Raw genomic sequence first — 26436 nt, 5'->3', positions numbered from 1 at the left:
GCCCTGCCCTACGCGCCGTTTTTCAGTGACTCTAGCTCTTCCCAGCGCGCAAAAGCGGTTTCCAGCTCCTGCTCAGTCTGAGCCAGATTATCCAGCACCGGTTGCGTCTGATCGTGTGCCTGGCTGAAGAAGTCGGGATGACTCATCTTCGCCTGCAGCTCTCCGATACGCGCTTCCAGCTGCTCCAGTTTTTGCGGCAGCTGTTCCAGCTCGCGCGCCAGATTGTAGCTGAGTTTATTCACGCTACGCTTCGCATCACCCTTCTCGGTTGCAGGCTTAGAGGCGTTGCCCGTCGCTTTCGCCGGTGCTGCCGCCTTGTGCTGCCGGTAGGCGGCGCGCTGCTGCTGAGCATCGTGATAACCGCCAACAAAGGTACCAATCTCACCGTTGCCTTCAAAAATCCAGCACTCGGTAACGGTATTATCGACGAACTGACGATCGTGGCTCACCAGTAACACGGTGCCCTGATAACCATCAATCAGCTCTTCCAGCAGTTCCAGCGTTTCGACGTCAAGGTCGTTAGTCGGTTCATCCAGAATCATCAGGTTGCTGGGACGCAGGAACAGGCGTGCCAGCAGCAGACGGTTACGTTCACCGCCCGAAAGGGCGCGCACCGGCGTCATGGCACGTTTTGGATGGAACAGGAAGTCCTGCAGATAGCCCAGTACGTGGCGCGGTTTGCCGTTGACCAGTACTTCCTGCTTGCCTTCGGCCAGGTTGTCCATCACGGTGCGATCCGGATCCAGTTCAGCGCGATGCTGGTCAAAGTAGGCTACTTCCAGCTTGGTGCCGGAATGCACACGACCATGGTCAGCTTTCAGCTGCTGCAGCATCAGGCGTAGTAAGGTAGTTTTCCCGCAGCCATTTGGTCCGATCAGCGCAATTTTGTCGCCACGCTGCACCTGGGTTGAGAAGTCCTTCACCAGCACTTTGCCATCGACCGCGTAGTCGACATTTTCCAGCTCAAAGACAATCTTGCCGGAACGGGACGCTTCGCCCACCTGCATGTTGGCTTTGCCCATCACTTCGCGGCGTTCTGAATGTTCACGACGCAGCGCTTTCAGCGCACGCACACGGCCTTCGTTGCGGGTACGGCGAGCTTTGATGCCCTGACGGATCCACACCTCTTCCTGCGCCAGTTTGCGGTCGAATTCGGCGTTCTGCATCTCTTCAACGCGCAACGCTTCCTCTTTGCCTTCCAGATAGAGATCGTAGTTGCCTGGCCAGGAGACCAGCTTGCCACGGTCCAGATCGACAATGCGCGTCGCCATGTTGCGGATAAACGAACGGTCATGGGAAATAAAGATGATGCTGCCGGTGAAGTTCTTCAGGAACGTTTCCAGCCAGTCGATGGTTTCGATATCGAGGTGGTTGGTTGGCTCATCCAGCATCAGGACGCGCGGGTTACTCACCAGCGCACGGCCCAGCGCCGCTTTACGCAGCCAGCCGCCCGAGAGCGACGACAGCTCGGTATCGGGCTGCAGACCAATCTGCTCCAGCACGTCATGGATGCGGCTCTCCAGCTGCCACAGATTCTGGTGGTCGAGAATGCTCTGCAGACGCGCCATCTCATTGAGGTTTTTATCGCTGGGATCTTCCATCACCACATGGGAAATGGCGTGATAGGCTTTCAGATGCTCAGCCTGCTCTTCAACGCCCTCGGCCACGAAGTCATACACCGAACCGGTAATATTGCGCGGCGGATCCTGTTGCAGACGCGCCACGACCAGATCGGTTTCATAAATAATGCGGCCATCATCCAGTGGCTGTTCGCCATTGATGATTTTCATCAGCGTGGATTTACCTGCACCGTTACGGCCCACCAGACAGACGCGTTCGTTCTCTTCGATGTGCAGTTCGGTGTTGTCTAACAGCGGCGCATCGCTGAAGGAGAGATAAGCGCCGTGGATACTGATTAATGACATGTAAGCTTATTCCTTACCGGCGTGAGTGATCAGCCAGCAGTTGTGAATTTGACGGTTACGCGCGAAGTCCTGCGACTGCGTTTTCTGGGTAATATCCTGCGCCTGCAGGCCCAGTGATTTCAGGCCATCCATGTCCATTTTGAAACCGCGTTTGTTATTGGAGAACATGATGGTGCCGCCGCGACGCAGCAGGCGCTTCAGGTTACGCATCAGCATCATATGATCGCGCTGAACGTCGAAGCTCTCTTCCATACGTTTTGAGTTGGAGAACGTTGGCGGATCGATAAAGATCAGGTCAAAGTTCTCGTCACTCTCATTCAGCCAGCTCAGACAGTCCGCCTGCATCAGACGATGCTGACGCCCGGTCAGTCCGTTAAGACGCAGGTTGCGCTCCGCCCACTCCAGATAGGTACGCGACATATCTACCGTGGTGGTTGAACGCGCGCCACCCAGACCGGCATGCACACTGGCAGTACCGGTATAGGCAAACAGGTTCAGGAAATCTTTGCCCTGACTCATCTGGCCCAGCATTTTACGGGCAATGCGGTGATCGAGGAACAGGCCGGTATCGAGATAGTCGGTCAGATTCACCCAGAAACGCGCATTAAACTCTTTAACTTCGAAATAGTCGCCCTTCTCGCTGAGCTTCTGATACTGCGCTTTGCCTTTCTGGCGTTCACGCGTTTTCATAATCAGACGGTCGGCAGGCAGTTGCAGCACGCTCAGCGTTGCGCTGATGACATCGAACAGACGCTGACGCGCTTTATCAGGATCGATGGTTTTCGGTGGCGCATACTCCTGGATAATCACCCAGTCGCCATAGCGATCGACAGCAACGTTGTAGTCTGGCAGATCGGCATCATAAATACGGTAGCATTCAATGCCTTCCTGACGCGCCCACTTCTCCAGTTTCTTCACGTTTTTACGCAGGCGGTTAGCGTAATCTTCCGCAATCTGTCCGGCGCTTTCATGACTGTTAACCGCCAGCTTATAGTTTTTCTGCACGCAATCCAGCGGACCGTTCTTCGCTTTAAACTGGCGATCGGCACGCAACTGCAGGCAGCTCAGCAGTTCTGGCGAGGCGCTGAACAGCGACAGGTTCCAGCCGCCAAAATGCTGCTTCATCAGACGTCCGAGCTGGCTGTGCAGCGCAATCAGGGCTGGTTCGCTCTCCAGACGTTCACCGTAAGGAGGATTACTCAGCACCGTACCGTGAACCGCCGGATCGACCGGATTAGTCAGCTTCAGCAGATCCTGCTGGCCGAAGGTGAAAAGTTCAAAGACGCCAGCGCGGCGGGCATTCGCCTGCGCCCACTCCAGCACCCGACCATTATTGTCGTAGCCAAAGAAGCGCGCCTGAGTGGCAGCCGTACCAGTGCGGGCACGATTCTGCGCCTCAGTTTTAACCTCCTGCCACAACGCAGCGTTAAACTGGCTCCAGGCGGTGAAGCCCCAGTGCTTGCGCAGCAGGCCAGGCGCACGATCGCAGGCAATCAGTGCGGCTTCAATCAGCAGCGTACCGGAACCACACATCGGATCAATCAGCGGTGTCGTCGGCTCCCAGCCAGAACGCAGCACGATGGCCGCCGCCAGGGTCTCTTTTAACGGCGCCTGACCGGTCTGCTGGCGATAACCACGCTGATGCAGCGAGCTGCCGCTGAGATCCAGCGCAATGCTGGCGCGATCGTCATTCAGCCAGACGTTGACACGGATATCTGCCTGCTCACGATCGACGTTGGGTCGTTCGAGATTCTGACGGGTAAAGCTGTCCACGATGGCATCTTTAACTTTCAGCGCACCAAACTGGCTGTTACGAATCGAATCGTTGGTGCCGCTGAAATGCACAACAAAGGTTTTGTCGCTGCCGAACATCGTCGGCCAGTCCACGCTCTGCACACCCAGATAGAGATCGAGATCGCTGTAGACGCCAAACTCTCCCAGCGGCAACAGGATGCGTGATGCTAAACGACTCCACATCAGGCTTTGGTACATAGTGCGATCGTCGGCTTCGTAGTGAACGCCTCCCTGCACCACTTGCAAATCCTGCGCGCCCAGCGCGTCCAGCTCACTTTTTAACAGCTCTTCGAGCCCACGCGCCGTGCTGGCAAACAGAGAATTCATATCGTCACTTTTTAACTCTTGAGAAAATTGTCGCGCATTATAGCGAATCGGAGACCTATGTCATAAAGTTAGCTTCTTTTGTGCTGCGCGTCGGGTTCAAGGAGAACACCATGATCACGCTTTCCCGCTTATTTATTCATCCTGTGAAGTCGATGCGGGGATTAGCGCTGTCACACGCGCTGGTCACTGACAGCGGACTGGCATTTGATCGTCTGTTTATGGTGACCGAACCTGATGGCACCTTTATTACCGCGCGTCAGCACCCGGAGATGGTGCGCTTCACGCCCGCGATTTTACCGGATGGCCTGCTGCTGACGGCCCCGGATGGCAGTCACTCCCTGATCCGCTTCAGCGATTTCGATGAGCAGGATCACCCCACCGAAGTCTGGGGAAATCATTTCACCGCGCGCATAGCGCCGCGTGCGATTAACCAATGGCTGAGCCAGTTCTTCCCGCGTGAGGTTCAGTTGCGCTGGGTCGGGCCGCAACCCAGCCGCCGGGTTAAAGCGTTTAATCATATTCCGCTGAGCTTTGCCGACGGCTTTCCGTTTTTGCTGATCAACAACGCGTCGCTGCATGATCTGCAACAGCGCTGCCCGGCCAGCGTCCGTGCCGAACAGTTTCGTCCGAATCTGGTCGTCAGCGGCGCTGCCGCATGGGATGAAGACAGCTGGGCGGAGATTCAGATTGGCGACGTGATATTCGAGGTTCCTAAGCCATGCAGTCGCTGCGTGCTCACCACTGTCAGCACCGAAACCGGCGTTAAGCATCCTGCCGGTCATCCGCTGGCCACGCTGCAGACGTTCCGCACCGCCCTGGATGGCAGCGGGGATATTGATTTCGGTCTGAACTTAGTGGCGCGCAACAGTGGGGTGGTGCGCGCTGGTGATGAGATGATTGTCCTGAAACGTCATGCACCGCGCAGCTATGGTGCCGGTGAAGTGGTCGAAACACTGAAACCAAAGCAGCAGGCGCCTGATGCCGTGACTATCACGTTTCAGGGGCATTCGTTCACCGGAGATAATCAACAGGTATTACTGGATCAGCTGGAGATGCAGGGCTTCCGGATCCCCTACTCCTGTCGGGCGGGACTGTGCGGCAGTTGCAAGCTGAGTCTGGTCGCGGGTGAGGTTAAGGCGCTGAAACAGAGCGCCCTGCGTCAGGACGGCACGCTGTTGAGCTGCAGCTGTATTCCGGCTGGCGATGTAGAACTAAGGTAGTCAGACTGCGCGGGCGTAGCGCGGCGCGACATCCTGATACAGGGGCTGCAGGCGATCGTTCATCACCTTGATGGCATCGCCGAGCACCATGTTTTTTCCGGCCAGCGTCAATCCCGGCTGCGCCAGCAGGCAGAGCGCCGCATTATCGCCACTCTCAACCACCAGCAGTCGTGCCTGCGTTCCCTCGTCTGCCAGCGTAACCTGTACCATTTCACCGGGACGGGGCTGCATTGCCGGGGCATAAGAGGCGAAATGCCAGCTTTTCGGCATCAGTGGCTTGAGGAAGCGTGCAGCGACCAGCGCATTTAACACCAGTTCGGCGCGATGGCTGCCACTGAGTTTGCACTGACGGCAGGTCTCTTCAAAGGTGTAATAAAGGGCGGCGTCATCGACACAAAAACCCGATTCAGTGAAGGCATCCGGCGTGAGCATCTTGCGGGAATAACGGGAACGAAAAAGCATACCATCTGCCAGGTCGAGCATCATTCGGTCGTGGCTGTTGTCAAAATACCAACGCCAGTTATCATCGGGTTTAATTTTCATCGTGTGCCCTGTATTTACCGCTGCGCCAAAAATCACGCAGAATTCAGCGAAAAAAGAAACATAAGGAAAAGCTGAAAAAGCGTGCAACAGGACAAAATATAAACGAGCCGAGGGGATAAATAAACCCCCCGGCCAATGATTGTGAGAATTGTCTTAGAGATGGGTGACGATATCTTTAATTAAGCCTGGCCCCTGATAAATAAAGCCTGAATAAATCTGAACCAGTGTTGCCCCGGCGGCGATTTTTTCACGCGCTGCCGTCAGAGAATCGATCCCGCCGACGCCAATAATCGGCAACCGTCCCTGCAGTTCCTGAGAGAGGCGCTGTATCACCGCCGTGCTGCGCGACTGCACTGGCCGTCCACTTAACCCACCCGCTTCCTCAGCATGCTTAAGACCGCTCACCAGCGAACGATCGAGCGTGGTATTGCTGGCAATCACGCCATCAATCTGATGACGAATTAAACTGTCCGCGACCTGAATTAACTCTTCTTCAGAGAGATCGGGCGCAATTTTTACGGCCAGCGGAACATATTTCAGATGACGCTGTTCCAGCTCTTTTTGTTTCTGTTTGATGGAAGAAAGCAGATCATCCAGCGCCTCGCCATATTGCAGCGAACGTAAACCTGGGGTGTTAGGTGAGGAAATATTGATGGCGATATAACCGGCGTGGGCATAAACCTTTTCCATGCAGATGAGATAATCATCTTTGCCCTGCTCGACCGGCGTATCTTTATTTTTACCGATATTGATCCCCAGCACGCCGTTAAAGCGCGCTTTCTTCACGTTTTCAACCAGGTGATCAACACCCAGATTATTAAACCCCATCCGATTGATAATTCCGCCCGCTTCCACCAGACGAAACATGCGTGGCTTATCGTTCCCCGCCTGGGCGCGCGGCGTGACGGTGCCGACTTCAACAAAGCCAAAGCCCATCGCCGCAAACGCATCAATACACTCTGCGTTCTTATCCAGACCCGCCGCCAGGCCAAGGGCATTCTTAAAGGTCAGTCCCATACAGGTGACCGGACGCGACGGCAGATTCTGGCGATAAAACATCTCCAGTGGGGTGCCGTTCATAAAACGCAGTTGCTGAAAGGTGAGTTCGTGTGCGCGTTCGGGATCAAGTTTAAACAGCGCCGGTCGGACGATAGGATAAAACATGCACTCTCCTGAAGGACGGAAGCGATCGTGAAAGTCGGTGCACGGGAAATTGTGCGCCAGAATGGTAAAGTGCTCTGGCGCAAAAGTAAATCGAACAGCGGGGAAGCGTGAAGTTAACTGAAAATGCTTTGATCTTACGCGGCGGAATCGTTTACGGGTTGATTTTTCACCTCAGAGGGAAACAGATATTCCCGCAGGATGCCGTGACGTTGCATGATGCCAAAAATACCGAGACAGACGAACGCTTCAGCCCCGACCATCGACCATGCGGCACCTATTGCGCCAAACTTCCACGCCAGGAAACAGCACAGCGGCACGTTAACCACACCAGCGGCCATCATTACCCACATACGCTGGCGGGCCAGACCATGTGGGATCAGAATCTGTAATCCAGCCGGGTAGGCAATGTTGCCAAACAGGAAGCAGAGCACAAAGACGCGCAGCACATCCGCTGACTGGATAAAGTCTTTACCCAGCAATATTGAGACCACCAGGTCAGCAAAAAACCAGGTGAAGATCACAATCGACAGACTCAGGGAAAACGACAGCAGCAGGCTTTTGCGTGTCGCGGCAATCGCGGCCCGTTTATCCCGGCCAAACAGGTGGCTGACGCGCGGGAAGAAGGCGCTGCCAATCTGCTCAGGCACAGAGTTGGCCGCTTTACGCAGGCGATCGGCGCCGTTGTAGATCCCGACCATATAGGTAGAGGTAAAGGAGGCGAGAATCACCACGTTGACGCTGTTGAAAAGGTTAGCACCGGCGATGGCGATAAACACATCCATGCTGTCGGTGATGCGCTGTTTGATTTCGCGCGGTTCAAAGCGATAGCGGCCAATGACTTTCATCTCCAGTACAAACTTCAGCGTAATTGCCGCGCTGATAATGGAGACCGCGCCAGGGATCAGGGCAGCCAGCCAGGTGTCCTGCGGAGATTTCACCAGCAAAAAGGTCAGCGGAATCGCACAGAAGTTACCGAAGGTGGCGATCATCGCCGTCTTACCCAGCTTCTCAAAGCCCTGCATCAGCCAGCCGAATGAAAACAGCGAGCCTACCAGCGTGGTGCAGTTCGCCAGAATGATGAAGAACAGAGGGTGCCAGGAGGGATTGAACCAGGTCGCAGTCAGCAGCGTGCCGCTGGTGACCACCAGCAGCATCAGCTTGGCGTTAAACGTTGACCAGAAGAGCTGGCTGACGCGTTCTTTGTCCTCACGATGGTGAGCAATATCTTTGGTGGTAAAGACATTGAATCCCCAGTCGGAGATAGTGCTGCAATAGAGCACGCAGGCAATCGCCAGCGCCAGCGTACCCATCTGCTCTACGCCCAGAACGCGGGCAAGATAGGGCAGCGTGGCCAGCGGAAACAGAAACGACGCGCCACGGTAAGCCAGCAGCGAGAAAATATTAATAACCAGACTTTTATCGAGTACTTTTGCCATGTCGCAACAACCTTATACACATTGCATGTCTCACCTTCTCATTTCGCTAAGGCATAAACAATATCGCTTCACATTTTTCAGAATCAGGCTGCGCGCTTGAGCTCTTTTTTAACCTTGTAATGTTGCAGCGCAATAAAGAGTTCCGGGCGATTAAACAATAACCACTCTTTAAGATTTTCTGATTTTACATTTCGACCCATGAAGCGAATGGCATTACAGACATATTCCGGCACCGGCGTTTTATTATAGAGAGACAAATAGATCATCAGACGGAACGAGTGAAGTAAATAAGACTTTTCCAGCGAACTACGCCAGGCTGATTTAGGGAGCGAACTGGTTAACGTATTATAAGCATGCATAAAAGCGTCATAGCGCTGATAGAAAAACTCATTGCCTTTGGTACTGTTGGTCAGTGAACCACTGCGGATGCGCTGCTTATAATAGACCTGACGGCTGACCCATGCGTGCTGGCATTTCATAAACACGGAGAGCGTAAAGTTGTGGTCTTCATGAACCCGACGTACAAAGCGCAACTTATGCTGTTCAATGACGCTTTTTCTTAAGACGTAATTCCAGACGGCAGAGGTATATCTGCCATTACGCAGCAGGCGCAGAAAGACCTCCTGTGGTTTCTGCTGGCCAAACTGGTCATGCTTCACTTTTGGCGAGGTGATATCAATGTGGCCATCTTCATAGACGCAGGAGTTAAAACAGAAAAGATCCGTTTCAGGATGCTTCTCCGCCACCATTGCCAGCTCAGTGACGAGGCCATCAACCACGACATCATCCGGGTCACAGAAAAAGAGAAACTGACCCTTTGCCAGTGCAATGCCGGTGTCCCGTGCATTGCCGAGGCCGCCATTTTCAATGGTGATCACTTTCACCTGAGAAAGGTGCGCATAATTCTGTTCAATTAAGGCTAATGTTCCATCAGTAGATCCATCATTCACAATGATTATTTCATTGGGCGCTTTAACCTGGCGTAATAACGAATCGACGCACTCTACAATATATTTCTCAACATTGTAGGTTGGAATAATAACGGATAACAGGATGTCAGACATATGCAATTCTCTGCTGTTAGAAAATGACAATACGATTCACCTGCCTGATGCAGGTTCTGACCAGAGGCGAAACGTCGAAAAGAGTAAGGCGCGATTATTATGATTGCTTTCATTGAGCCCGATTATCTTAAACCTGTAATGCGAAAAAAGACCAGCCGTAAAAATCATCTTAATGTTTCATGTGAGCATCACTCTTAACGAAAGTGCATCTATAGCCCGCAGTAATGTTAAAACCGTTGAGGATCGATTTAAATTAGCCCTGCAAAGCAGACGTAACCAGATTCAGAAATCTGTAAGCGAACATCTGAAACGATGAATAAGTTCAGCATTCCTTCATTATTATTACAGTTTGCTTTCTGCAATAAATCTTAATCTTTGGCAGAGGCTGCCGCAGATAAGCTGATTCTGTGCTGCTTCGCAGCGCTATTTTGTCAGCCGTTGCGCTTTATGGCCGCGCCACTCTCAGAAAAAATGATTAAGCAATCAGACGAAAGATATTTTTTCTGCTCAACCGACACATTTTGACGATCTCGTATCATGCCCCTTAATGAATTGTTCCGCTGTCAGCGCTTAATTTAAGAATTATCGGAAGCGGCGATACTGACATCTGTCGCAACGCCTTCTATTTGCAGATTTCACCCTTACTTTGCCGGATAAATCATTTAAGCCCACTCCCCTGCTCTGACAGTATGAAGGCATAAGTTCTCAACATTTGATAATCAATAACTTTTAGTTATAAGGAGTGATGATGCGAGTTATTACGCTGGCAGGCAGCCCACGATTCCCCTCCCGCTCAACCTCACTGCTGACGCTGTGTCAGCACAAGCTGGAGGCGCGTGGTATTGAAGTCATTCCGTGGAATATTCACAACTTTCAGCCTGACGATTTAATCAATGCGCGTTTTGATGCACCTGCGCTTCTCGCCCTGCGTGACGATCTGGCTTCGGCTGATGGACTGATTATTGCGACACCTATCTATAAAGCGTCGTTTTCGGGTGCGCTGAAGACGCTGCTCGATCTGCTGCCTGAACGCGCACTGGAACACAAAGTCGTGTTACCGCTGGCCAGCGGCGGCAGTGCCGGTCATATGCTGGCGCTGGACTACGCCCTGAAGCCGGTGCTCAGCGCCTTAAAGGCGCAGGAGATCCTGCATGGTGTTTATGCCGAGGATCATCAGATCAGTCATTACGACCGTCAGCCCGAACTGCAGGATTCACTGTCACAGCGCCTGGATGAGGCCGTCTCCGCCTTCTGGCTGGCACTGACCCGTCACCACCACCCCGTTGCGCAAGCGGTATAAGGAAGCGATCGATGAAGCTGAGATTAGGAAAGTGGCTGGTGGCCGGACTTCTGCTGGCCGGCCTCCAGGTACAGGCCGCCGAATCCGATCCGTCTGAGATTCGCATCGGCTATCAGAAAGGTTCGGTCAGCATGGTGCTGGCGAAGTCACATCAGTTACTGGAGAAGCGTTTTCCCCATACCCGGATTAAGTGGATCGAGTTCCCTGCAGGTCCGCAAATGCTGGAAGCGCTGAATATCAACAGTATCGACCTGGGCAGTACCGGTGATCTTCCCCCGCTGTTTGCCCAGGCCGCGGGCGCGGATCTGCTCTATGTTGGCGCGGAGCCGCCAAAACCCAAAGCGGAAGTGATTCTGGTGCCAAAAAGCAGCCCGCTGAAACAGGTTGCGGATCTGAAAGGCAAGAAAGTGGCTTTCCAGAAAGGCTCCAGCTCTCACAACTTACTGCTGCGCGCCTTACAGCAGGCGGGTCTGACCTTTAAAGACATCACGCCGGTCTATCTCACCCCCGCCGATGCGCGCGCCGCCTTCCAGCAGGGTGACGTTGATGCCTGGGCAATCTGGGACCCCTACTATTCATCAGTGCTGCTGCAGGGGAATTCGCGCCTGCTGATTGATGGCAGCTCCCTTAACCTGACCGGCTCCTTCTATTTAGCGACCCGCAGCTATGCCGAAGCCCATGGCGCGTTTATTCAGCAGGTGCTCGACACCTTCAGCTCTGCTGACGCGCTGACAATCAGCCAGCGTCAGCAGAGCACCACGTTACTGGCGCAGGCGATGGGCTTGCCCGAACCGGTTATCGCCAGCTACCTCAGCCATCGGCCACCCACCCGCATTTCGCCGGTCAGTGCCGAAACTGCCGCAGCTCAGCAGCGCACCGCTGACCTGTTCTATGCCAATCATCTCTTGCCAGTAAAAGTGACGATTCAGGATCGCATCTGGCATCCGCATACCGTGACGCAATAAGGAGCAACAATGAGCGTATCCATTTTCTGGTTCCTGCCGACGCATGGCGACGGCCACTATCTTGGTACCGCCGAAGGGGCGCGACCGGTTGATCACGCCTATCTGCAACAGGTGGCGCAGGCCGCTGACCGCCTTGGCTTTGGCGGCGTACTGATCCCCACCGGCCGCTCCTGCGAAGATGCCTGGCTGGTTGCCGCCTCGCTGATTCCGGTGACGCAGCGCCTGCGATTCCTGGTGGCGCTGCGTCCTGGGGTGATTTCACCGACCCAGGCAGCACGTCAGGCCGCCACGCTGGACCGTCTTTCTAACGGACGTGCGCTGTTTAATCTGGTGACCGGCGGCGATCCGGAAGAGCTGGCGGGCGACGGCGTGTTTCTCGATCACCGCGAGCGTTACGCGGAATCCGCCGAGTTTACCCGCGTCTGGCGTCGGGTGCTGGAAGGCGAAACCGTCGATTATGAAGGCAAGCACGTGAAGGTTCGCGGTGCGCGTCTGATGTTTAAACCGGTGCAGCAGCCTCGTCCCCCGCTGTGGTTTGGCGGCTCTTCTGAACCCGCCCAGGAGCTGGCGGCCGAACAGGTCGATGTTTACCTCACCTGGGGCGAACCCCCTGCGCAGGTTAAAGAGAAGATTGAGCAGGTGCGCGCGAAAGCGGCAGCCCAGGGACGCACCGTCCGGTTCGGCATCCGTCTGCATGTGATCGTGCGTGAAACCAATGAAGAGGCCTGGCAGGCCGCAGACAAACTGATTGCCAATGTGGATGACGCCACCATCGCCAAAGCGCAGGCGGCGTTCCAGCGGGCAGATTCTGTGGGGCAGCGCCGGATGGCCGCACTGCATGGCGGTCGCCGCGACAAGCTCGAAATCAGCCCTAACCTGTGGGCAGGCGTCGGCCTGGTGCGCAGCGGAGCCGGGACCGCGCTGGTCGGCGATGGCCCGACCGTGGCCGCACGCATCAAAGAGTATGAAGCGCTGGGCATTGAGACCTTCATCCTGTCGGGTTATCCGCACCTGGAAGAGGCTTATCGCGTCGGCGAACTGCTGTTCCCGCATCTTGATCTGCAGATTCCACTGGTGCCCCAGCCGCGCGTGGTTCAGGCACACGGTGAAGCGGTAGCCAACGATTTTACCCCAGAGAAAAAAGTCGCCCGGGGCTGAGGAGAGCATGATGACCAGAACCCGAAAACGCCTTGCTGATACGCTGGTGCCCTGGCTGCTGCCGACGCTGCTGGTGGTGGTGTGGCAGATTGCCTCGCAAACCGGCTGGTTGTCGACCCGTATTCTGCCCGCACCGGAGAAAATTGTGACCACTTTCTGGCAGCTGACCGCCAGTGGTGAACTCTGGCAGCATCTGGCGATCAGTAGCTGGCGGGCGCTGATCGGCTTCAGTATCGGCGGCTCTATCGGCCTGCTACTCGGGCTGATTACCGGCACATCCAGAACCGGTGAACGACTGCTGGATACCTCGGTACAGATGCTGCGCAATGTGCCGCATCTGGCGCTGATCCCGCTGGTAATCCTCTGGTTCGGTATTGATGAGTCCGCCAAGATCTTTCTGGTGGCGCTGGGGACGCTGTTCCCAATCTACCTGAATACTTATCACGGCATCCGCAACATCGATCGCGGGCTGGTTGAGATGGCGCGCAGCTATGGCCTTTCCGGCTGGAGCCTGTTTATCCAGGTGATCCTGCCCGGCGCGCTGCCCAATATTATGGTCGGCGTGCGTTTCGCGCTGGGTCTGATGTGGCTGACGCTGATTGTCGCAGAGACCATCTCTGCCAACGCGGGTATCGGTTATCTGGCCATGAACGCGCGTGAATTCCTGCAGACCGATGTGGTGGTGGTCGCCATTATTCTTTACGCCCTGCTCGGCAAACTGGCGGATGTCGCTGCGTTGTTGCTTGAACGTGTCTGGCTGCGCTGGCATCCCGCTTATCAACTGAAGGAGGAGAACGCATGAGTCAGATTCTCTCACCGGCGCGCCTTAACACCGGCACCCCGGTTGGCGTTAACGGCGTCAGCAAACAGTATGGCAGCCGCACCATTCTGAATAAGATTGACCTGCATATTCCCTCAGGTCAGTTTGTGGCGGTGGTGGGTCGCAGCGGCTGTGGCAAAAGCACGCTGCTGCGCCTGCTGGCCGGTCTCGAACAGAGCTCCAGCGGTGAACTGCTGGCAGGCAATGCGCCGCTGCAGTCGGCACGTGAAGATACCCGCCTGATGTTTCAGGATGCGCGACTGCTGCCGTGGAAAAAAGTGATCGATAACGTCGGGCTGGGTCTGCGCGGACGCGAATGGCGCAGCGCGGCGCTGGATGCGCTGGCGGCGGTAGGCCTCGCCGATCGGGCTGATGAGTGGCCAGCCGCCCTCTCCGGCGGCCAGAAACAGCGCGTCGCACTGGCCAGGGCGCTGATCCACCGGCCCGGTTTACTGCTGCTGGATGAACCGCTGGGGGCGCTGGATGCCCTGACCCGCATTGAAATGCAGGGATTGATTGAGTCACTGTGGCAGCAGCATCACTTTACCGTACTGCTGGTCACGCATGATGTCAGTGAAGCGGTGGTGATGGCAGATCGCGTGTTGTTGATCGAAGAGGGTCAAATCGGGCTGGATCTGCTGGTGGATCTGCCCCGTCCTCGCCGTCGCGGATCGGCACGGCTGGCCGAGCTGGAAGCAGAGGTTCTGGATCGGGTCATGCAGCGTACGGAACGACCGCAGCCGGTTCGTTACGCGCAGCAGCGCTGAAAAAGGGGAGTGTCTCAGACACTCCCCTTTTTAATTATCAGGCGTTCAGTGCCCGGGTAATTTTCTCGTAGAGGTCACCAGAAAGTTTATCCAGCTCCAGCAGCTGCTCCAGCGCCTGGCGCATCATCGCCTGACGGCCTTCGTCATAACGTTTCAGGCGAATCAGCGGCTCCACCATCCGTGCCGCAACCTGCGGATTGCGGGTGTTAAGGTCGGTAAGCATCTCCACCAGGAACTTGTACCCGCTGCCATCTTTAGCATGGAAGGCGGCCGGGTTAGCCGAGGCAAAGGCACCCACCAGCGAGCGAACGCGGTTCGGATTACTCATGGTGAAGGAGCGATGATTCAGAAGCTGACGCACATTGCGCATCACGTTAGCGGCCGGACTGGTCGCCTGCAGCACAAACCATTTGTCCATCACCAGACCATCCTGATGCCAGCGCTCATCGTAAGCTGCCAGCAGCGCATCACGGCACGGTAACTGTGCCGCAACAGCAGCAGAAAGCGCCGCCAGCGCATCGGTCATGTTGGTCGCCTGGTGATACTGGGTCTGCACCAGTTTATCCGCCAGCTGCGCATCGCTGAAGGCGAGATAGGTCAGGCAGATATTTTTCAGGCTGCGCTGACCAATCGCGTCATGCTCCACGCGGTATTCAGGCTGCTGATTGGCGTTGTAGATCGCAAAAAACTCATCGGCCAGTTCGCGTGCCAGCGTGCGTTGCAGCGCGTCACGCACCAGCGCAATCGCCTGCGGATCGATAGTATCAAACAGCTCGGCAATCTCATTTTCCGACGGCAGCGTCAGAATCAGCGCGGTCAGTGCCGGGTCGCAGTCGGTATCCAGCAGCACCGCGCGGAAGGCGTCGGCGACATGCAGCGGCAGTGACAGATGCTGGCCCTGCTGATAGCGGGCGACATTCAGACGGATATAGGTCGCCAGCAGGCTCTGAGCCGCATCCCAGCGGGAGAAGTCGTTGCGTGCATGACGCATCAGGAAAGTGAGCTGAGCATCACTCCATTTGTAATCAAGCTTCACCGGAGCAGAGAATTCGCGCAGCAGCGACGGCACCGGCTGGAAGTAGACGTTATCGAAAATAAAGGTCTGGAACTCCTCGGTGACATTCAGCACATGATGTACCGGATGACCATTATTCTGCAGCGGGATCACCTTGCCTTCGCCATCATAGAGTTCAATATCCAGCGGGATATGCAGCGGCAGCTTCTCTTTCTGATCGGCAGTCGCAGGCGTGTGCTGCGTGACGTGCAGCGTATACTGCTCCAGCTCCGGGTTGTAATCGTCGCGCACCGTCAGCACTGGCGTACCGGACTGGCTGTACCAGCGGCGGAACTGCGACAGGTCAACATTTGAAGCATCTTCCATCGCCTGAACAAAATCATCGCAGGTGGCGGCGCTGCCGTCGTGGCGATCAAAATAGAGCTTCATGCCCTTCTGGAAGTTCTCTTCACCCAGCAGGGTGTGCATCATACGGATCACTTCTGACCCTTTTTCATACACCGTCAGGGTATAGAAGTTGTTCATCTCGATGACCTGATCCGGACGGATCGGGTGTGCCATCGGGCTGGCATCTTCGGCGAACTGCGCACCGCGTACGATACGCACGTTATCAATGCGATTCACCGCGCGTGAACCCAGATCAGAGCTGAACTCCTGATCGCGGAACACCGTCAGTCCCTCTTTCAGGCTGAGCTGGAACCAGTCGCGGCAGGTCACGCGGTTACCGGTCCAGTTATGGAAATATTCGTGACCGATAACCGCTTCAATGCCCAGGTAATCTTTGTCCGTCGCCGTTTCCGCTTTAGCCAGCACATATTTGGCATTGAAGACGTTAAGGCCTTTGTTCTCCATGGCGCCCATGTTGAAGAAGTCCACCGCCACGATCATAAAGATGTCGAGGTCATACTCCAGACCGAAACGCTCTTCATCCCACTTCATGCTGTTTTTCAGCGAGGTCATCGCCCAGTCGGCACGGTCGAGGTTACCGCGATCGACGAAGATCTCCAGCGCCACATCACGTCCTGAACGGGTAGTGAAGCTGTCGCGCAGCACGTCGAAATCGCCCGCCACCAGCGCAAACAGGTAGCAGGGTTTCGGGAACGGATCCTGCCACTTCACCCAGCTGCGACCCTGCTCATCCCGGCCGCTATCAATGCGGTTACCGTTGGAGAGCAGGAATGGATAGCGCTCACCATCGGCATAAATGGTGGTGGTAAAGCGCGCCAGCACGTCGGGGCGATCGAGATACCAGGTAATATGACGAAAGCCTTCAGCCTCACATTGGGTGCAGAGCGCCTCGCCCGATTTATACAGCCCTTCCAGCGCGGTGTTCTGATCCGGATGAATATCGTTAATAATTTTCAGGGTGAAGCTTTCCGGCAGCTGGCTGATGACCAGTGCGCCCTCTTCTTCACGGAAGGCCGTCCAGGCTTGCCCGTCAACCTCCAGCGCAATCAGCGTTAACGCTTCGCCGTCCAGTCGCAGCTCAGCCTGGCTGTCGCCCAGCCGTTTAACCTGGCTGATGGCCGTTACGCGGGTGGTGGACGCATCCAGTTCAAAAGTTAAATCGATATCGGTGATGGTGTACTCAGGCGCACGGTAGTCGTGGCGATACTTGATTTGGGGCTGTTGCGTCATATTGCGTCTCGCGTTGTTATAAGTTTACCGGCAAAGTCTAAGCTTGTTACTACAAGCTTGCCACGCACAATGCACCTAAAGGGTGAAATGGCTACACTTTGTTAACAATGGCACAGATTGGCCTCGACCCGCCCGTCTGAAATATGCTGTGATCGGCTTCAGATAGTGAATTATACTTTTGCGTCTTTATGACTGTGTACAACACCGGGCTCTGCGCCACCGAACAGGATGCTGAAACGCGCCATGACAGGACATGCTTCCCCGATACTGACCTCGCTGCTGGATACGGACGCCTATAAGCTCCATATGCAACAGGCCGTTTTCCACCGCTATCATGACATAACGGTGGCGGCGGAGTTTCGCTGCCGCGGCGACGAACTGCTGGGTCTCTACGCTGACGAAATTCGTGACGCGATAACCGCAATGCAACACCTGGCGCTGACTGATGATGAAGCGACCTGGTTGTCTCACCTTCCCTTCTTCCGGCAGGATTACCTCAGCTGGTTACGCCAGTTCCGCTATAACCCGGATCAGGTTGAGGTGCGCAATCACCATGGCAAGCTGGAACTCCGTATTCAGGGGCCGTGGCGCGAAGTGATCATGTGGGAGGTGCCGCTGCTGGCGCTGATCAGTGAGATTGTGCATCGTCATCGCACGCCGCAGGTCACTACTCAGCAGGCACTTGACCACTTACATCAGAAACTCGGCGACTTTAAAGGCCAGCTTGCTGACCTTGATATGTCACGCTTCCGCCTGATGGATTTCGGCACCCGTCGTCGCTATTCGCAGGATGTGCAGCAGTCGATCGTCTCAACGCTGAAACAGGATTTTCCGTGGCTGATTGGCACCAGTAACTATGATCTGGCGCGCCGTCTGTCACTGACGCCAGTGGGAACACAGGCGCATGAGTGGTTCCAGGCCTTCCAGCAGATCAGTCCGGTACTGGCCAACAGCCAGCGCGCGGCGCTACAGGCGTGGCTGGATGAGTATGACGATAAGCTGGGCATCGCCCTGACCGATTGCATCGCCATGGACGCATTCCTGCGTGATTTCGGTCCGGTGTTTGCCCGCCGCTATCAGGGACTGCGCCACGACTCCGGCGATCCGGTCGAATGGGGCGAGAAAGCCCTCGCCCACTACCAGAAGCTGGGTATCGATCCGCAAAGCAAACACCTGGTCTTTTCTGACAACTTAAATCTCGACAAAGCGCTGGCGCTTTACCGCCACTTTGGTCAGCGGACGAACGTGGTGTTCGGCATCGGAACCCGCCTCACCTGCGATATTCCGGGCGTGACGCCACTGAATATCGTTATCAAACTGGTGCAGTGCAATGGCAAGCCGGTGGCGAAACTCTCAGACAGCCCGGGCAAAACCATCTGCCAGGATAAAGCCTTTGTCAGGGCCCTGCGTAAAGCTTTTGATCTGCCGCTGGTGAAAAAAGCGAGTTAATCCTCTTCTTACCGGGGCGTTGATACGCCCCGCCTCTGCTGTAATAAATCTGCTTTCCCCCTGAATTTTGCTTGTTTCCTGAAGACTCGCAAGTAACATAGCAAAACCCCGGATGGGGCAACTTTTTTACTCACTTCTTCTATATAGAGAGATATTTATGAGCGTAGTGCCTGTAGCGGACGTACTGCACGGTCGCGTCGCGGTTGACAGTGAAGTCACCGTACGTGGTTGGGTGCGTACCCGAAGAGATTCCAAAGCCGGTCTTTCCTTCATCGCTGTCTATGACGGCTCCTGCTTTAATCCCGTTCAGGCTGTCGTCAATAATTCTCTGAATAATTATCAGGATGAAGTGTTGCGTCTGACTACGGGCTGTTCCGTTATCGTCACCGGTAAAGTGGTGGCCTCACCGGGTCAGGGCCAGGCGTTTGAGATTCAGGCGACCAGCCTGGAAGTCGTGGGCTGGGTGGAAGATCCCGACAGCTACCCGATGGCGGCGAAACGCCACAGTATCGAGTATCTGCGCGAAGTGGCTCACCTGCGTCCGCGCACCAACCTGATTGGCGCGGTCGCCCGTGTTCGCCACACCCTGGCGCAGGCGCTGCATCGCTTCTTCCATGAAAATGGCTATTTCTGGGTCTCGACGCCGCTGATTACCGCCTCCGATACCGAAGGTGCCGGCGAAATGTTCCGTGTCTCTACGCTGGATATGGAAAACCTGCCGCGTAACGATCAGGGCAAAGTTGACTTCAGCGAAGATTTCTTTGGTAAAGAGGCGTTCCTGACCGTTTCCGGTCAGCTGAATGGCGAAACCTATGCCAGCGCCCTGTCGAAGATCTACACCTTCGGTCCGACGTTCCGCGCAGAGAACTCCAACACCAGCCGCCACCTGGCGGAATTCTGGATGCTGGAGCCGGAAATCGCCTTTGCCTCACTGGATGATGCCGCTGCACTGGCCGAATCAATGCTGAAGTATGTCTTCAACGCGGTGCTTGAAGAGCGTGCCGATGACATGGCCTTCTTTGCTGAGCGGGTAGATAAAGAGGCGGTTGAGCGTCTGCAGCGTTTCATCACCACCGATTTCGCGCAGGTGGATTACACCGATGCGGTTGAGATCCTGATGAAATGCGATCAGACCTTCGAAAACCCGGTTTCCTGGGGTATTGACCTCTCCTCTGAGCATGAGCGTTACCTGGCCGAGAAACATTTTAAAGCGCCGGTGGTGGTGAAAAACTATCCGAAGGACATTAAAGCGTTCTATATGCGCCTGAATGACGATGGCAAAACCGTGGCGGCGATGGATGTTCTGGCGCCAGGCATTGGTGAGATCATTGGTGGTTCACAGCGTGAAGAACGTCTGGATGTCCTGGATGCGCGTCTGGAAGAGATGGGTCTGAATAAAGAAGATTACTGGTGGTATCGTGACCTGCGTCGCTACGGTACCGTGCCACATTCTGGCTTTGGATTAGGCTTTGAACGTTTAATCGCCTATGTTACCGGCGTACAAAATGTCAGGGACGTAATCCCCTTCCCGCGCACCCCACGCAACGCGAGTTTCTGATATTCGGCATTAAATATAAGAAATTCATATATATAACGAGGTCGGCACTGCCGGCCTTTTTTTATTTTTGTAATTTTTGAGTTCTCTCACAAAGTTCCGTGTTTTTTACATTTTGTAATACATATTTTCTTACTGAAACAAGATTACGAGTTTAGTAGCATTTAAGCGCTAGAATTACGGCGGGTGGGATGGAAAGATGCGTGCAGACACAGGAAGACACCAAACTTCGTTCAGGGTTCCCGTAAAGGTTTCTTGACGGCAGTGGCAGGTGTACAAATAACTCCAATGAGGGTAATGAATAATGATGAAGCGCAATATTCTTGCAGTGGTTATCCCTGCTCTGTTAGCCGCCGGCGCAGCAAACGCTGCAGAAATCTATAACAAAGACGGCAACAAACTGGACCTGTACGGTAAAGCTGTTGGCCTGCATTACTTCTCTGATGCCTCAGACAACGACGGTGACAAATCGTATGTTCGTTTCGGCTTTAAAGGCGAAACCCAGATTAATGACCAGCTGACCGGTTACGGCCAGTGGGAATATAACGTTCAGGCGAACAACTCTGAAGGTTCTGATGCACAGAATGGCAACAAAACCCGTCTGGGCTTTGCCGGTCTGAAATTCGGCGATGCTGGCTCAATCGACTACGGCCGTAACTACGGTGTGGTTTATGATGCAATCGGCTGGACCGATATGCTGCCAGAGTTCGGTGGCGACTCAGGATACTCAGATAACTTCATGAACGGCCGTAGCACCGGCCTGCTGACCTACCGCAACACCAACTTCTTCGGCCTGGTTGATGGCTGGGACTTCGCAGTTCAGTATCAGGGTAAAAACGAGCGCACCGGTACCGACGGCCTGCGTCGCTCCAACGGTGACGGCTACGGTGTGTCAACCTCTTATACCTCACCAATCGGTCTGGGTATCGTAGGTGCTTATAGCAGCAGCGATCGTACTAATGCTCAGGCAGCAGGCGCACAGACAACTGTTACACCTAGCCAGGCTAATGGCGGCGGTGCTGCAGTTACCAATGTCACCGGTCAGGGTGCTGGTAAACGCGCTGAAAACTGGGCAACGGCTATTAAGTACGATGCAAACAACGTTTATCTGGCTGCAATGTACGGTGAAACTCGCAACTCAACACCAGTTACTGCTACTGGTACTCTGGCTAACGGCAACGCGTTCTCTACCACTGGCTTTGCAAACAAAGCACAGAACATTGAACTTGTTGCACAGTATCAGTTCGACTTCGGTCTGCGTCCATCCATTGCCTATGTACAGTCTAAAGGCAAGGACATTGAAGGCGTGGGCGATGCTGACCTGATTAAATACATCGACGTTGGCGCGACTTACTACTTCAACAAAAACATGTCGACCTATGTGGACTATCAGATCAACCAGCTGAATGACAACAACCGCTTGGGTCTGAACACAGACGACGTGGTTGGTGTAGGCCTGGTTTACCAGTTCTAATTCCGCTTAAAACATGTTTAAAACCGGGGCTACGGCCCCGTTTTTTTATGGCTGCTATTCCCGACAGGTGCGTTTTTCCTCGCGCCGTTACCCCGCTTTAATCACTACCTTTCCCCGTCACGCAATCCACACTACAAAATGTATGAATTTGTCTCGCAAACGGTTGGCATTTGTCTGGCCGGACGCTAACCTGAGAGCTCTTTTCGCTAAAGTTCACGCTAATGGACCTGACACATGTTTGAATCGATCTCTGCTGCACCCGCCGATCCTATTCTTGGGCTGGCCGATCTGTTTCGTGCTGACGACCGCCCGGAAAAAATCAATCTGGGTATCGGCGTCTATAAAGACGAAACCGGCAAGACCCCGGTGCTGACCAGTGTTAAAAAAGCTGAGCAATATCTGCTGGAAAATGAAACCACCAAAAACTATCTCAGCATTGATGGCCTAGCTGATTTCGCCCGCTGCACACAGGCCCTGCTGTTTGGCAACCAGAGCCCGCTAATCACCACTGGCCGCGCTCGCACGGCTCAGACACCGGGTGGTACAGGCGCGCTACGCGTTGCAGCCGATTTCCTCGCCACGCAAACATCGGTGAAGCGGGTCTGGATCAGCAATCCAAGCTGGCCGAATCACAACAACGTGTTTAACGCTGCCGGTCTTGAGGTCTGTGAATACCACTATTACGACCCGGCAAACCATACGCTGGATTTCGATGGCATGGTCGCGTCACTGAAACAGGTTCAGCCAGGCGATGTGGTGCTGTTCCACGGCTGCTGCCATAACCCGACCGGTATCGACCCGACCGCTGAGCAGTGGCAACAGCTGGCGGAGCTGTCACAGGCCAACGGCTGGCTGCCGTTGTTTGACTTCGCTTACCAGGGTTTTGCCCGTGGTCTGGAGGAAGATGCAGAAGGCCTGCGTATTTTTGCCGCCTCGCATCAGGAACTGATCGTCGCCAGCTCTTACTCCAAGAATTTCGGCCTGTATAACGAGCGTGTTGGTGCCATCACGCTGGTTGCCGCCGATGCGAGCGTGGCAGATACCGCGTTCAGTCAGGTGAAGTACACCATTCGCGCCAACTACTCCAATCCGCCGGCACATGGCGCCGCCATCGTCGCCACCATTCTGGGCAACGATACCCTGCGTACCATCTGGGAGCAGGAGCTGTCGGACATGCGCCAGCGTATTCAGCGCATGCGCCAGCTCTTCGTAAATACCCTGGCGGAAAAAGGCGCACAGCGCGACTTCAGCTTTATTATTAAGCAGAACGGCATGTTCTCGTTCAGTGGCTTAACCAAAGAGCAGGTGATTCGCCTGCGTGAAGAGTTTGGCGTCTACGCGGTGAACTCAGGTCGGGTGAATGTGGCGGGCATGACGCCAGACAATATGTCGGCGCTGTGCGAAGCGATTGTCGCCGTGCTGTAAGCAGGATGAGCGAATTGAAAAATGGGCCTGCTGGCCCATTTTTTATTGCAGGAAAGGATTGCTGATGCGTTCATGCCCCAGCGTAGAAATCGGGCCGTGACCGGGCAGAAAAGTGACATCATCGCCCAGCGGCAGCAGTTTCGTGCGGATAGCATCGATTAACTGCTGATGATCGCCCTGCGGGAAGTCTGTGCGTCCCACACCACCATTAAAAATCACATCGCCTGAGATCAGTAACCGTCCTGGCCGATCGAAGAACACCACATGGCCAGGCGAATGGCCCGGACAGTGCAGCACTTCCAGCGTGGTCAGCCCTACCTGTACGCTCTCCCCCTCTTCCAGCCAGCGATCGGGGGTAAAAGGCGCGCATTCATCAAGTCCGAACATCCGGCTCTGGGTAGGCAGCGCCTCCAGCCAGAATGCATCACGCTTTTGTGGTCCGACAATCGGAATCTGCCAGAAGGCAGCCAGCTCGACGGCGGCCCCGACGTGATCAAGGTGTCCATGAGTCAGCAGAATCCGGGAAGGTTTAAGCTGGCGTTGTTCCAGCGTCTCTTTGATCAGATCGGCATCGCCGCCTGGATCGACCAGCGCGGCTTCACGAGTAGACTCGCACCAGATAACTGAACAGTTCTGGGCAAACGCGGTAACAGGAATAATGTGGTAATTCATAACGCTCCATGACCGGCTCACGCAGCGTTGCCGGTGTCATTACCAGTGCCTGATCGGCCCGGTATCAATATGTACAAAGTTACTGCGGGGATAATATCCTACACCACCCGCACGCAGAGATAACGCCGCTTTGCGTACATTGGCCAGAGAAACCCCTTCGATATGGAAATCCATTGCCTGGCCTTTGGTATGATAGCTGTGCTTTGCCACCCCAGGACCGCTCTCACGTAACATGTTGTTGGTTGCCAGTGAACGGTAGCCCGAAACCAGCTGTATCGGTTTACGCATTCCCAGCAGCGCCTGCAGGCGGAAGATTTGATCAAACAGGTGCGGATCGATGCTTTTCACTTTATTGGCGCGATAGTCACGGAAAAAGTGATTTAATCGTGACAACTCATCCTTGTCGTAACTCTTACCATTAAAAAACTCAGTTTTAAGGGTTTCACCGGTATGAAGATTATTAAGCATCAATACACGCGGGCGAGAGGTAGAAAGCGAGGCCCTTGCAGAAGCGGGTAATAATGCCAGACCGGCGGCGGCGCTACCGCACAGCAGTAGTTTGCGACGAAAAGAATCAATAGTAGACATGTAACGATTTACCTGAGAGTGAAGCCATAGAAATGTGCAAAAAGCGCACAGCCCGAACCATAACTTTCTCTCAGTAGAGCGTCAACCCATCTGCAACCTGTTTGCGTGGCGATCCCTGCAGGAATCGCCATTTGATAATATTTTTCTGAATAACCGGCCCGCCGCTAACGATTTAAAATCAATCACTAGAGCAGCAATTGCTCAGCCCGACTCAAAGCCTGGCTGCCCGAACGCGCGGTGTCATCATAATTGTAAATATCTGTGCGGAACTGTGGTTTGCCATCATCAGCGACCCACGCCGTCAGATAATAGAGATTGACCGGAATACGATGGCGGATGGGCACGTAGCGGGTGTCACCCTCTTTTAACGTGCTGGAGATGCGGGCATCGTTCCAGCCCGCGTCCTGCAGTAATAAACCTGCCAGTTCAGACGCTTTATTCACCCGGACGCAGCCTGAGCTGAGCGCGCGGATATCCCGCTGGAACAGGTTGTGGTTCGGCGTGTCGTGCAGATAGATCGCATCTGAGCTGGGCATATTAAATTTATAGCGGCCCAGCGCATTCGCCACACCCGGTGCCTGAATCAACCGATAGGGGAACGATGAAGCGGTGACCATGCGCCAGTCGATCATGCTGGGGTCGATCACTTCAGCGTCAGCGCTCCAGCCCGACAGCAGGGTATAGCCATGCTTATAGAGATAGGTCGGATCCTGCTTCACTTTAGGAATGATATCTTTACGCACCAGCGTGGTTGGCACATTCCACGGCGGGTTCAGCACCACATTATTGAGCGCGCTGCGCATCAACGGCGTTTTGCGATCGGGACGCCCGACAATGACCCGTGATGAGAGGATCTTGTTACCGTTGTTGTAATAAATCAGCGAGTAGTTGGCGATGTTCACCATAATGCCGTTGTGCATATCGTCCGGCAGCAGGCGCAGTCGCTGAATGTTCAGCGCCAGCAACGAAGCACGCATCTGCGGAGAGACGTTAAGCCACTGCCGCGTTCTGGCACCGATAGCACCGTCGCCATCCAGTCCCTGCCACTGCTGGAAACGCTTCACACCCGCCACCAGCGTCTCGTCATAGACATTGGCGGTGTTCCCTTCCAGCGTCTGACTCTGAACGTTACCCGGCGATTGCAGTGAAGGCGCAGACAGATCGGTGACTGGCGCGGCAGAAGGGCTGACCGCAACCGGCTGGTCGCTGTGGGTCACTGGTGAGGCGGCCACCGGCACCGCATCGTCATCCGGTGCAGGTGCATTAACCTGCGCCGTTAACATGCCGCTGCGCTGCAGGATTTCACGCAGCGCCGGCACATCGTCACTGACCTGTCCCGGACGCAGCGTTTCACTGCTTTTCAGCTGCGGCCAGGGCTGCTTATCACCTAGCAGGGTTTTCAGCGCGGCGTGCATCGGCTGATACTGCGGGTGCTGCGGCTGCAGTGACGCAATAAACGTGTTGCCCGATCCTGCATTGACCGCGTTCTGCCACTGATTCACGACCGCCACCGACGGCTGTGTCAGCCGGTAGGGAACATTGCTGTAAAGCCAGGTTTCACCCTGCGTCGGCACATTCGAAACAAATTGCAGATAGCCCAGCATCGCATCGGACAGCGCGACATCCCGGGCAAAGCCGGTGATCGCCGGGTTTGTCAGACGCTCAATCCAGCGCGTGAACTGTGGCTGAACACCAGAAAGCGCCACTTCAGCCAGCTGCTGCTGAAATTTTTGTATCGCCTGGGGATCCTGCCAGAGCGGTTGCATATGGCGGGATGCATAGAGCGTCGCCAGCGGTGCCAGATAAAACGGCTGATCGGCGCTGGAAAACGCCTGCCGGATGCGTTGCTGACTTTCGGAAACGGAGATAGCCGCCTGCGTTGTCCCGGGCAAAGCGGCGATAACAGCGGCCTGCGGTAGCGTAAATGGAACAACGGTTAGCGCCAGCGCTAACAATGATAGAACGCGATGATGATTTAATTTTTTTACCAGCAACATCCCTGCCCCCTTGTTTTTCAACTTCGCAGTGTTCCCTGTATCCACTGCGACCGCGCCGTGACTCATCATGTGAGTATACAAACAAAAACGGCATTTGCCTCATGCGACAAATGCCGTAACCAGATTAACGAATGGTTCAG

20 protein-coding genes are annotated in these 26436 nt (G+C 54.9%); 10 read left to right on the top strand and 10 right to left on the bottom strand.

Annotated elements, in window-relative coordinates; genetic code table 11:
* Positions 1-8 precede the first annotated feature (8 nt).
* Both HFD95_RS05970 and rlmKL read right to left on the bottom strand, forming a co-directional pair.
* Positions 9-1925: an ABC transporter ATP-binding protein gene (locus HFD95_RS05970; RefSeq protein ID WP_010255011.1), complete on the bottom strand. Its 1917-nt coding sequence runs from the start codon at positions 1923-1925 to the stop codon at positions 9-11.
* Between the two features lie 6 nt (positions 1926-1931).
* Positions 1932-4046 (bottom strand): bifunctional 23S rRNA (guanine(2069)-N(7))-methyltransferase RlmK/23S rRNA (guanine(2445)-N(2))-methyltransferase RlmL, encoded by a 2115-nt coding sequence (gene rlmKL, locus HFD95_RS05965; protein ID WP_010669780.1) that lies wholly within the window; start codon positions 4044-4046, stop codon positions 1932-1934.
* Positions 4047-4156: 110 nt separating this feature from the next.
* Between rlmKL and HFD95_RS05960 the strand changes: the two genes are divergently transcribed.
* Positions 4157-5266, top strand: coding sequence for a YcbX family protein (locus HFD95_RS05960; RefSeq protein ID WP_167429948.1), 1110 nt, complete (start codon positions 4157-4159; stop codon positions 5264-5266).
* Here HFD95_RS05960 and HFD95_RS05955 read toward each other — a convergent pair whose 3' ends face one another.
* From HFD95_RS05955 to HFD95_RS05940, 4 genes are all read right to left on the bottom strand, one after another.
* Positions 5267-5809 (bottom strand): cell division protein ZapC, encoded by a 543-nt coding sequence (locus HFD95_RS05955; protein WP_022625930.1) that lies wholly within the window; start codon positions 5807-5809, stop codon positions 5267-5269.
* Between the two features lie 153 nt (positions 5810-5962).
* Entirely contained in the window at positions 5963-6973 is a 1011-nt protein-coding gene (gene pyrD, locus HFD95_RS05950) for a quinone-dependent dihydroorotate dehydrogenase (RefSeq protein WP_010255000.1), read from the bottom strand.
* A gap of 134 nt (positions 6974-7107) precedes the next feature.
* Positions 7108-8409 (bottom strand): flippase, encoded by a 1302-nt coding sequence (locus tag HFD95_RS05945; protein ID WP_167429947.1) that lies wholly within the window; start codon positions 8407-8409, stop codon positions 7108-7110.
* An 83-nt stretch (positions 8410-8492) separates the two neighbouring features.
* Positions 8493-9473, bottom strand: a complete 981-nt coding sequence (locus HFD95_RS05940; RefSeq protein WP_010254993.1) for a glycosyltransferase — start codon at positions 9471-9473, stop codon at positions 8493-8495.
* A 748-nt stretch (positions 9474-10221) separates the two neighbouring features.
* Here HFD95_RS05940 and ssuE point away from each other — a divergent pair.
* Genes ssuE through ssuB form a run of 5 tightly spaced genes read left to right on the top strand, consistent with a single transcriptional unit; the run spans position 10222 to position 14483 of the window.
* Complete coding sequence (gene ssuE / locus HFD95_RS05935; protein WP_045140577.1) at positions 10222-10773, top strand: NADPH-dependent FMN reductase; 552 nt, start codon at positions 10222-10224, stop codon at positions 10771-10773.
* Positions 10774-10784: 11 nt separating this feature from the next.
* Complete coding sequence (locus tag HFD95_RS05930) at positions 10785-11738, top strand: sulfonate ABC transporter substrate-binding protein (RefSeq protein ID WP_010254990.1); 954 nt, start codon at positions 10785-10787, stop codon at positions 11736-11738.
* A gap of 9 nt (positions 11739-11747) precedes the next feature.
* The gene (gene ssuD / locus HFD95_RS05925; RefSeq protein ID WP_167429946.1) at positions 11748-12896 is read left to right on the top strand and encodes an FMNH2-dependent alkanesulfonate monooxygenase; all 1149 of its coding nucleotides are present in this window, start codon (positions 11748-11750) and stop codon (positions 12894-12896) included.
* A gap of 10 nt (positions 12897-12906) precedes the next feature.
* Positions 12907-13698: an aliphatic sulfonate ABC transporter permease SsuC gene (ssuC, locus tag HFD95_RS05920; protein ID WP_010254987.1), complete on the top strand. Its 792-nt coding sequence runs from the start codon at positions 12907-12909 to the stop codon at positions 13696-13698.
* A complete protein-coding gene (gene ssuB, locus HFD95_RS05915; RefSeq protein WP_167429945.1) occupies positions 13695-14483 on the top strand; it encodes an aliphatic sulfonates ABC transporter ATP-binding protein in 789 nt (262 codons plus the stop codon). Before ssuC ends, ssuB begins: the two co-directional genes overlap by 4 nt.
* A 37-nt stretch (positions 14484-14520) precedes the next feature.
* Here the strand turns inward: ssuB and pepN are convergent, their stop codons facing one another.
* Positions 14521-17136: an aminopeptidase N gene (pepN, locus tag HFD95_RS05910; RefSeq protein ID WP_033766848.1), complete on the bottom strand. Its 2616-nt coding sequence runs from the start codon at positions 17134-17136 to the stop codon at positions 14521-14523.
* A gap of 243 nt (positions 17137-17379) precedes the next feature.
* Here pepN and pncB point away from each other — a divergent pair, with 243 nt between their 5' ends.
* From pncB to HFD95_RS05890, 4 genes are all read left to right on the top strand, one after another.
* On the top strand, positions 17380-18585 hold the full coding sequence (pncB, locus tag HFD95_RS05905; RefSeq protein ID WP_050679503.1) for a nicotinate phosphoribosyltransferase: 1206 nt from the start codon (positions 17380-17382) through the stop codon (positions 18583-18585).
* 157 nt (positions 18586-18742) lie between these two features.
* The gene (asnS, locus tag HFD95_RS05900; protein WP_033757166.1) at positions 18743-20143 is read left to right on the top strand and encodes an asparagine--tRNA ligase; all 1401 of its coding nucleotides are present in this window, start codon (positions 18743-18745) and stop codon (positions 20141-20143) included.
* Positions 20144-20444: 301 nt separating this feature from the next.
* Positions 20445-21614 (top strand): porin OmpF, encoded by a 1170-nt coding sequence (ompF, locus tag HFD95_RS05895; protein ID WP_022625936.1) that lies wholly within the window; start codon positions 20445-20447, stop codon positions 21612-21614.
* 234 nt (positions 21615-21848) lie between these two features.
* On the top strand, positions 21849-23039 hold the full coding sequence (locus HFD95_RS05890; protein ID WP_045140578.1) for an amino acid aminotransferase: 1191 nt from the start codon (positions 21849-21851) through the stop codon (positions 23037-23039).
* 42 nt (positions 23040-23081) lie between these two features.
* Here HFD95_RS05890 and HFD95_RS05885 read toward each other — a convergent pair whose 3' ends face one another.
* The 3 genes from HFD95_RS05885 to ldtD form a co-directional block, all read right to left on the bottom strand.
* Complete coding sequence (locus tag HFD95_RS05885) at positions 23082-23711, bottom strand: MBL fold metallo-hydrolase (RefSeq protein ID WP_010254975.1); 630 nt, start codon at positions 23709-23711, stop codon at positions 23082-23084.
* A gap of 39 nt (positions 23712-23750) precedes the next feature.
* The gene (locus tag HFD95_RS05880; protein ID WP_010254972.1) at positions 23751-24299 is read right to left on the bottom strand and encodes a YcbK family protein; all 549 of its coding nucleotides are present in this window, start codon (positions 24297-24299) and stop codon (positions 23751-23753) included.
* A 185-nt stretch (positions 24300-24484) separates the two neighbouring features.
* The gene (gene ldtD, locus HFD95_RS05875; protein WP_010254970.1) at positions 24485-26296 is read right to left on the bottom strand and encodes a L,D-transpeptidase; all 1812 of its coding nucleotides are present in this window, start codon (positions 26294-26296) and stop codon (positions 24485-24487) included.
* Between the last annotated feature and the right edge of the window lie 140 nt (positions 26297-26436).

Origin of the sequence: Pantoea sp. EKM10T, from assembly GCF_011800685.1 — a bacterium.
GTDB classification, from domain to species: Bacteria; Pseudomonadota; Gammaproteobacteria; order Enterobacterales; family Enterobacteriaceae; genus Pantoea; species Pantoea agglomerans.
Note: the sequence above shows the minus strand (reverse complement) of the source record. Positions and strands in the feature narration are given on the sequence as shown.

Bases quoted from the DNA above. Each gene is read 5' to 3' on its own strand.
- HFD95_RS05970 (WP_010255011.1), bottom strand. From the start codon at position 1,925: ATGTCATTAATCAGTATCCACGGCGCTTATCTCTCCTTCAGCGATGCG.
- rlmKL (WP_010669780.1), bottom strand. From the start codon at position 4,046: ATGAATTCTCTGTTTGCCAGCACGGCGCGTGGGCTCGAAGAGCTGTTA.
- HFD95_RS05960 (WP_167429948.1), top strand. From the start codon at position 4,157: ATGATCACGCTTTCCCGCTTATTTATTCATCCTGTGAAGTCGATGCGG.
- HFD95_RS05955 (WP_022625930.1), bottom strand. From the start codon at position 5,809: ATGAAAATTAAACCCGATGATAACTGGCGTTGGTATTTTGACAACAGC.
- pyrD (WP_010255000.1), bottom strand. From the start codon at position 6,973: ATGTTTTATCCTATCGTCCGACCGGCGCTGTTTAAACTTGATCCCGAA.
- HFD95_RS05945 (WP_167429947.1), bottom strand. From the start codon at position 8,409: ATGGCAAAAGTACTCGATAAAAGTCTGGTTATTAATATTTTCTCGCTG.
- HFD95_RS05940 (WP_010254993.1), bottom strand. From the start codon at position 9,473: ATGTCTGACATCCTGTTATCCGTTATTATTCCAACCTACAATGTTGAG.
- ssuE (WP_045140577.1), top strand. From the start codon at position 10,222: ATGCGAGTTATTACGCTGGCAGGCAGCCCACGATTCCCCTCCCGCTCA.
- HFD95_RS05930 (WP_010254990.1), top strand. From the start codon at position 10,785: ATGAAGCTGAGATTAGGAAAGTGGCTGGTGGCCGGACTTCTGCTGGCC.
- ssuD (WP_167429946.1), top strand. From the start codon at position 11,748: ATGAGCGTATCCATTTTCTGGTTCCTGCCGACGCATGGCGACGGCCAC.
- ssuC (WP_010254987.1), top strand. From the start codon at position 12,907: ATGACCAGAACCCGAAAACGCCTTGCTGATACGCTGGTGCCCTGGCTG.
- ssuB (WP_167429945.1), top strand. From the start codon at position 13,695: ATGAGTCAGATTCTCTCACCGGCGCGCCTTAACACCGGCACCCCGGTT.
- pepN (WP_033766848.1), bottom strand. From the start codon at position 17,136: ATGACGCAACAGCCCCAAATCAAGTATCGCCACGACTACCGTGCGCCT.
- pncB (WP_050679503.1), top strand. From the start codon at position 17,380: ATGACAGGACATGCTTCCCCGATACTGACCTCGCTGCTGGATACGGAC.
- asnS (WP_033757166.1), top strand. From the start codon at position 18,743: ATGAGCGTAGTGCCTGTAGCGGACGTACTGCACGGTCGCGTCGCGGTT.
- ompF (WP_022625936.1), top strand. From the start codon at position 20,445: ATGATGAAGCGCAATATTCTTGCAGTGGTTATCCCTGCTCTGTTAGCC.
- HFD95_RS05890 (WP_045140578.1), top strand. From the start codon at position 21,849: ATGTTTGAATCGATCTCTGCTGCACCCGCCGATCCTATTCTTGGGCTG.
- HFD95_RS05885 (WP_010254975.1), bottom strand. From the start codon at position 23,711: ATGAATTACCACATTATTCCTGTTACCGCGTTTGCCCAGAACTGTTCA.
- HFD95_RS05880 (WP_010254972.1), bottom strand. From the start codon at position 24,299: ATGTCTACTATTGATTCTTTTCGTCGCAAACTACTGCTGTGCGGTAGC.
- ldtD (WP_010254970.1), bottom strand. From the start codon at position 26,296: ATGTTGCTGGTAAAAAAATTAAATCATCATCGCGTTCTATCATTGTTA.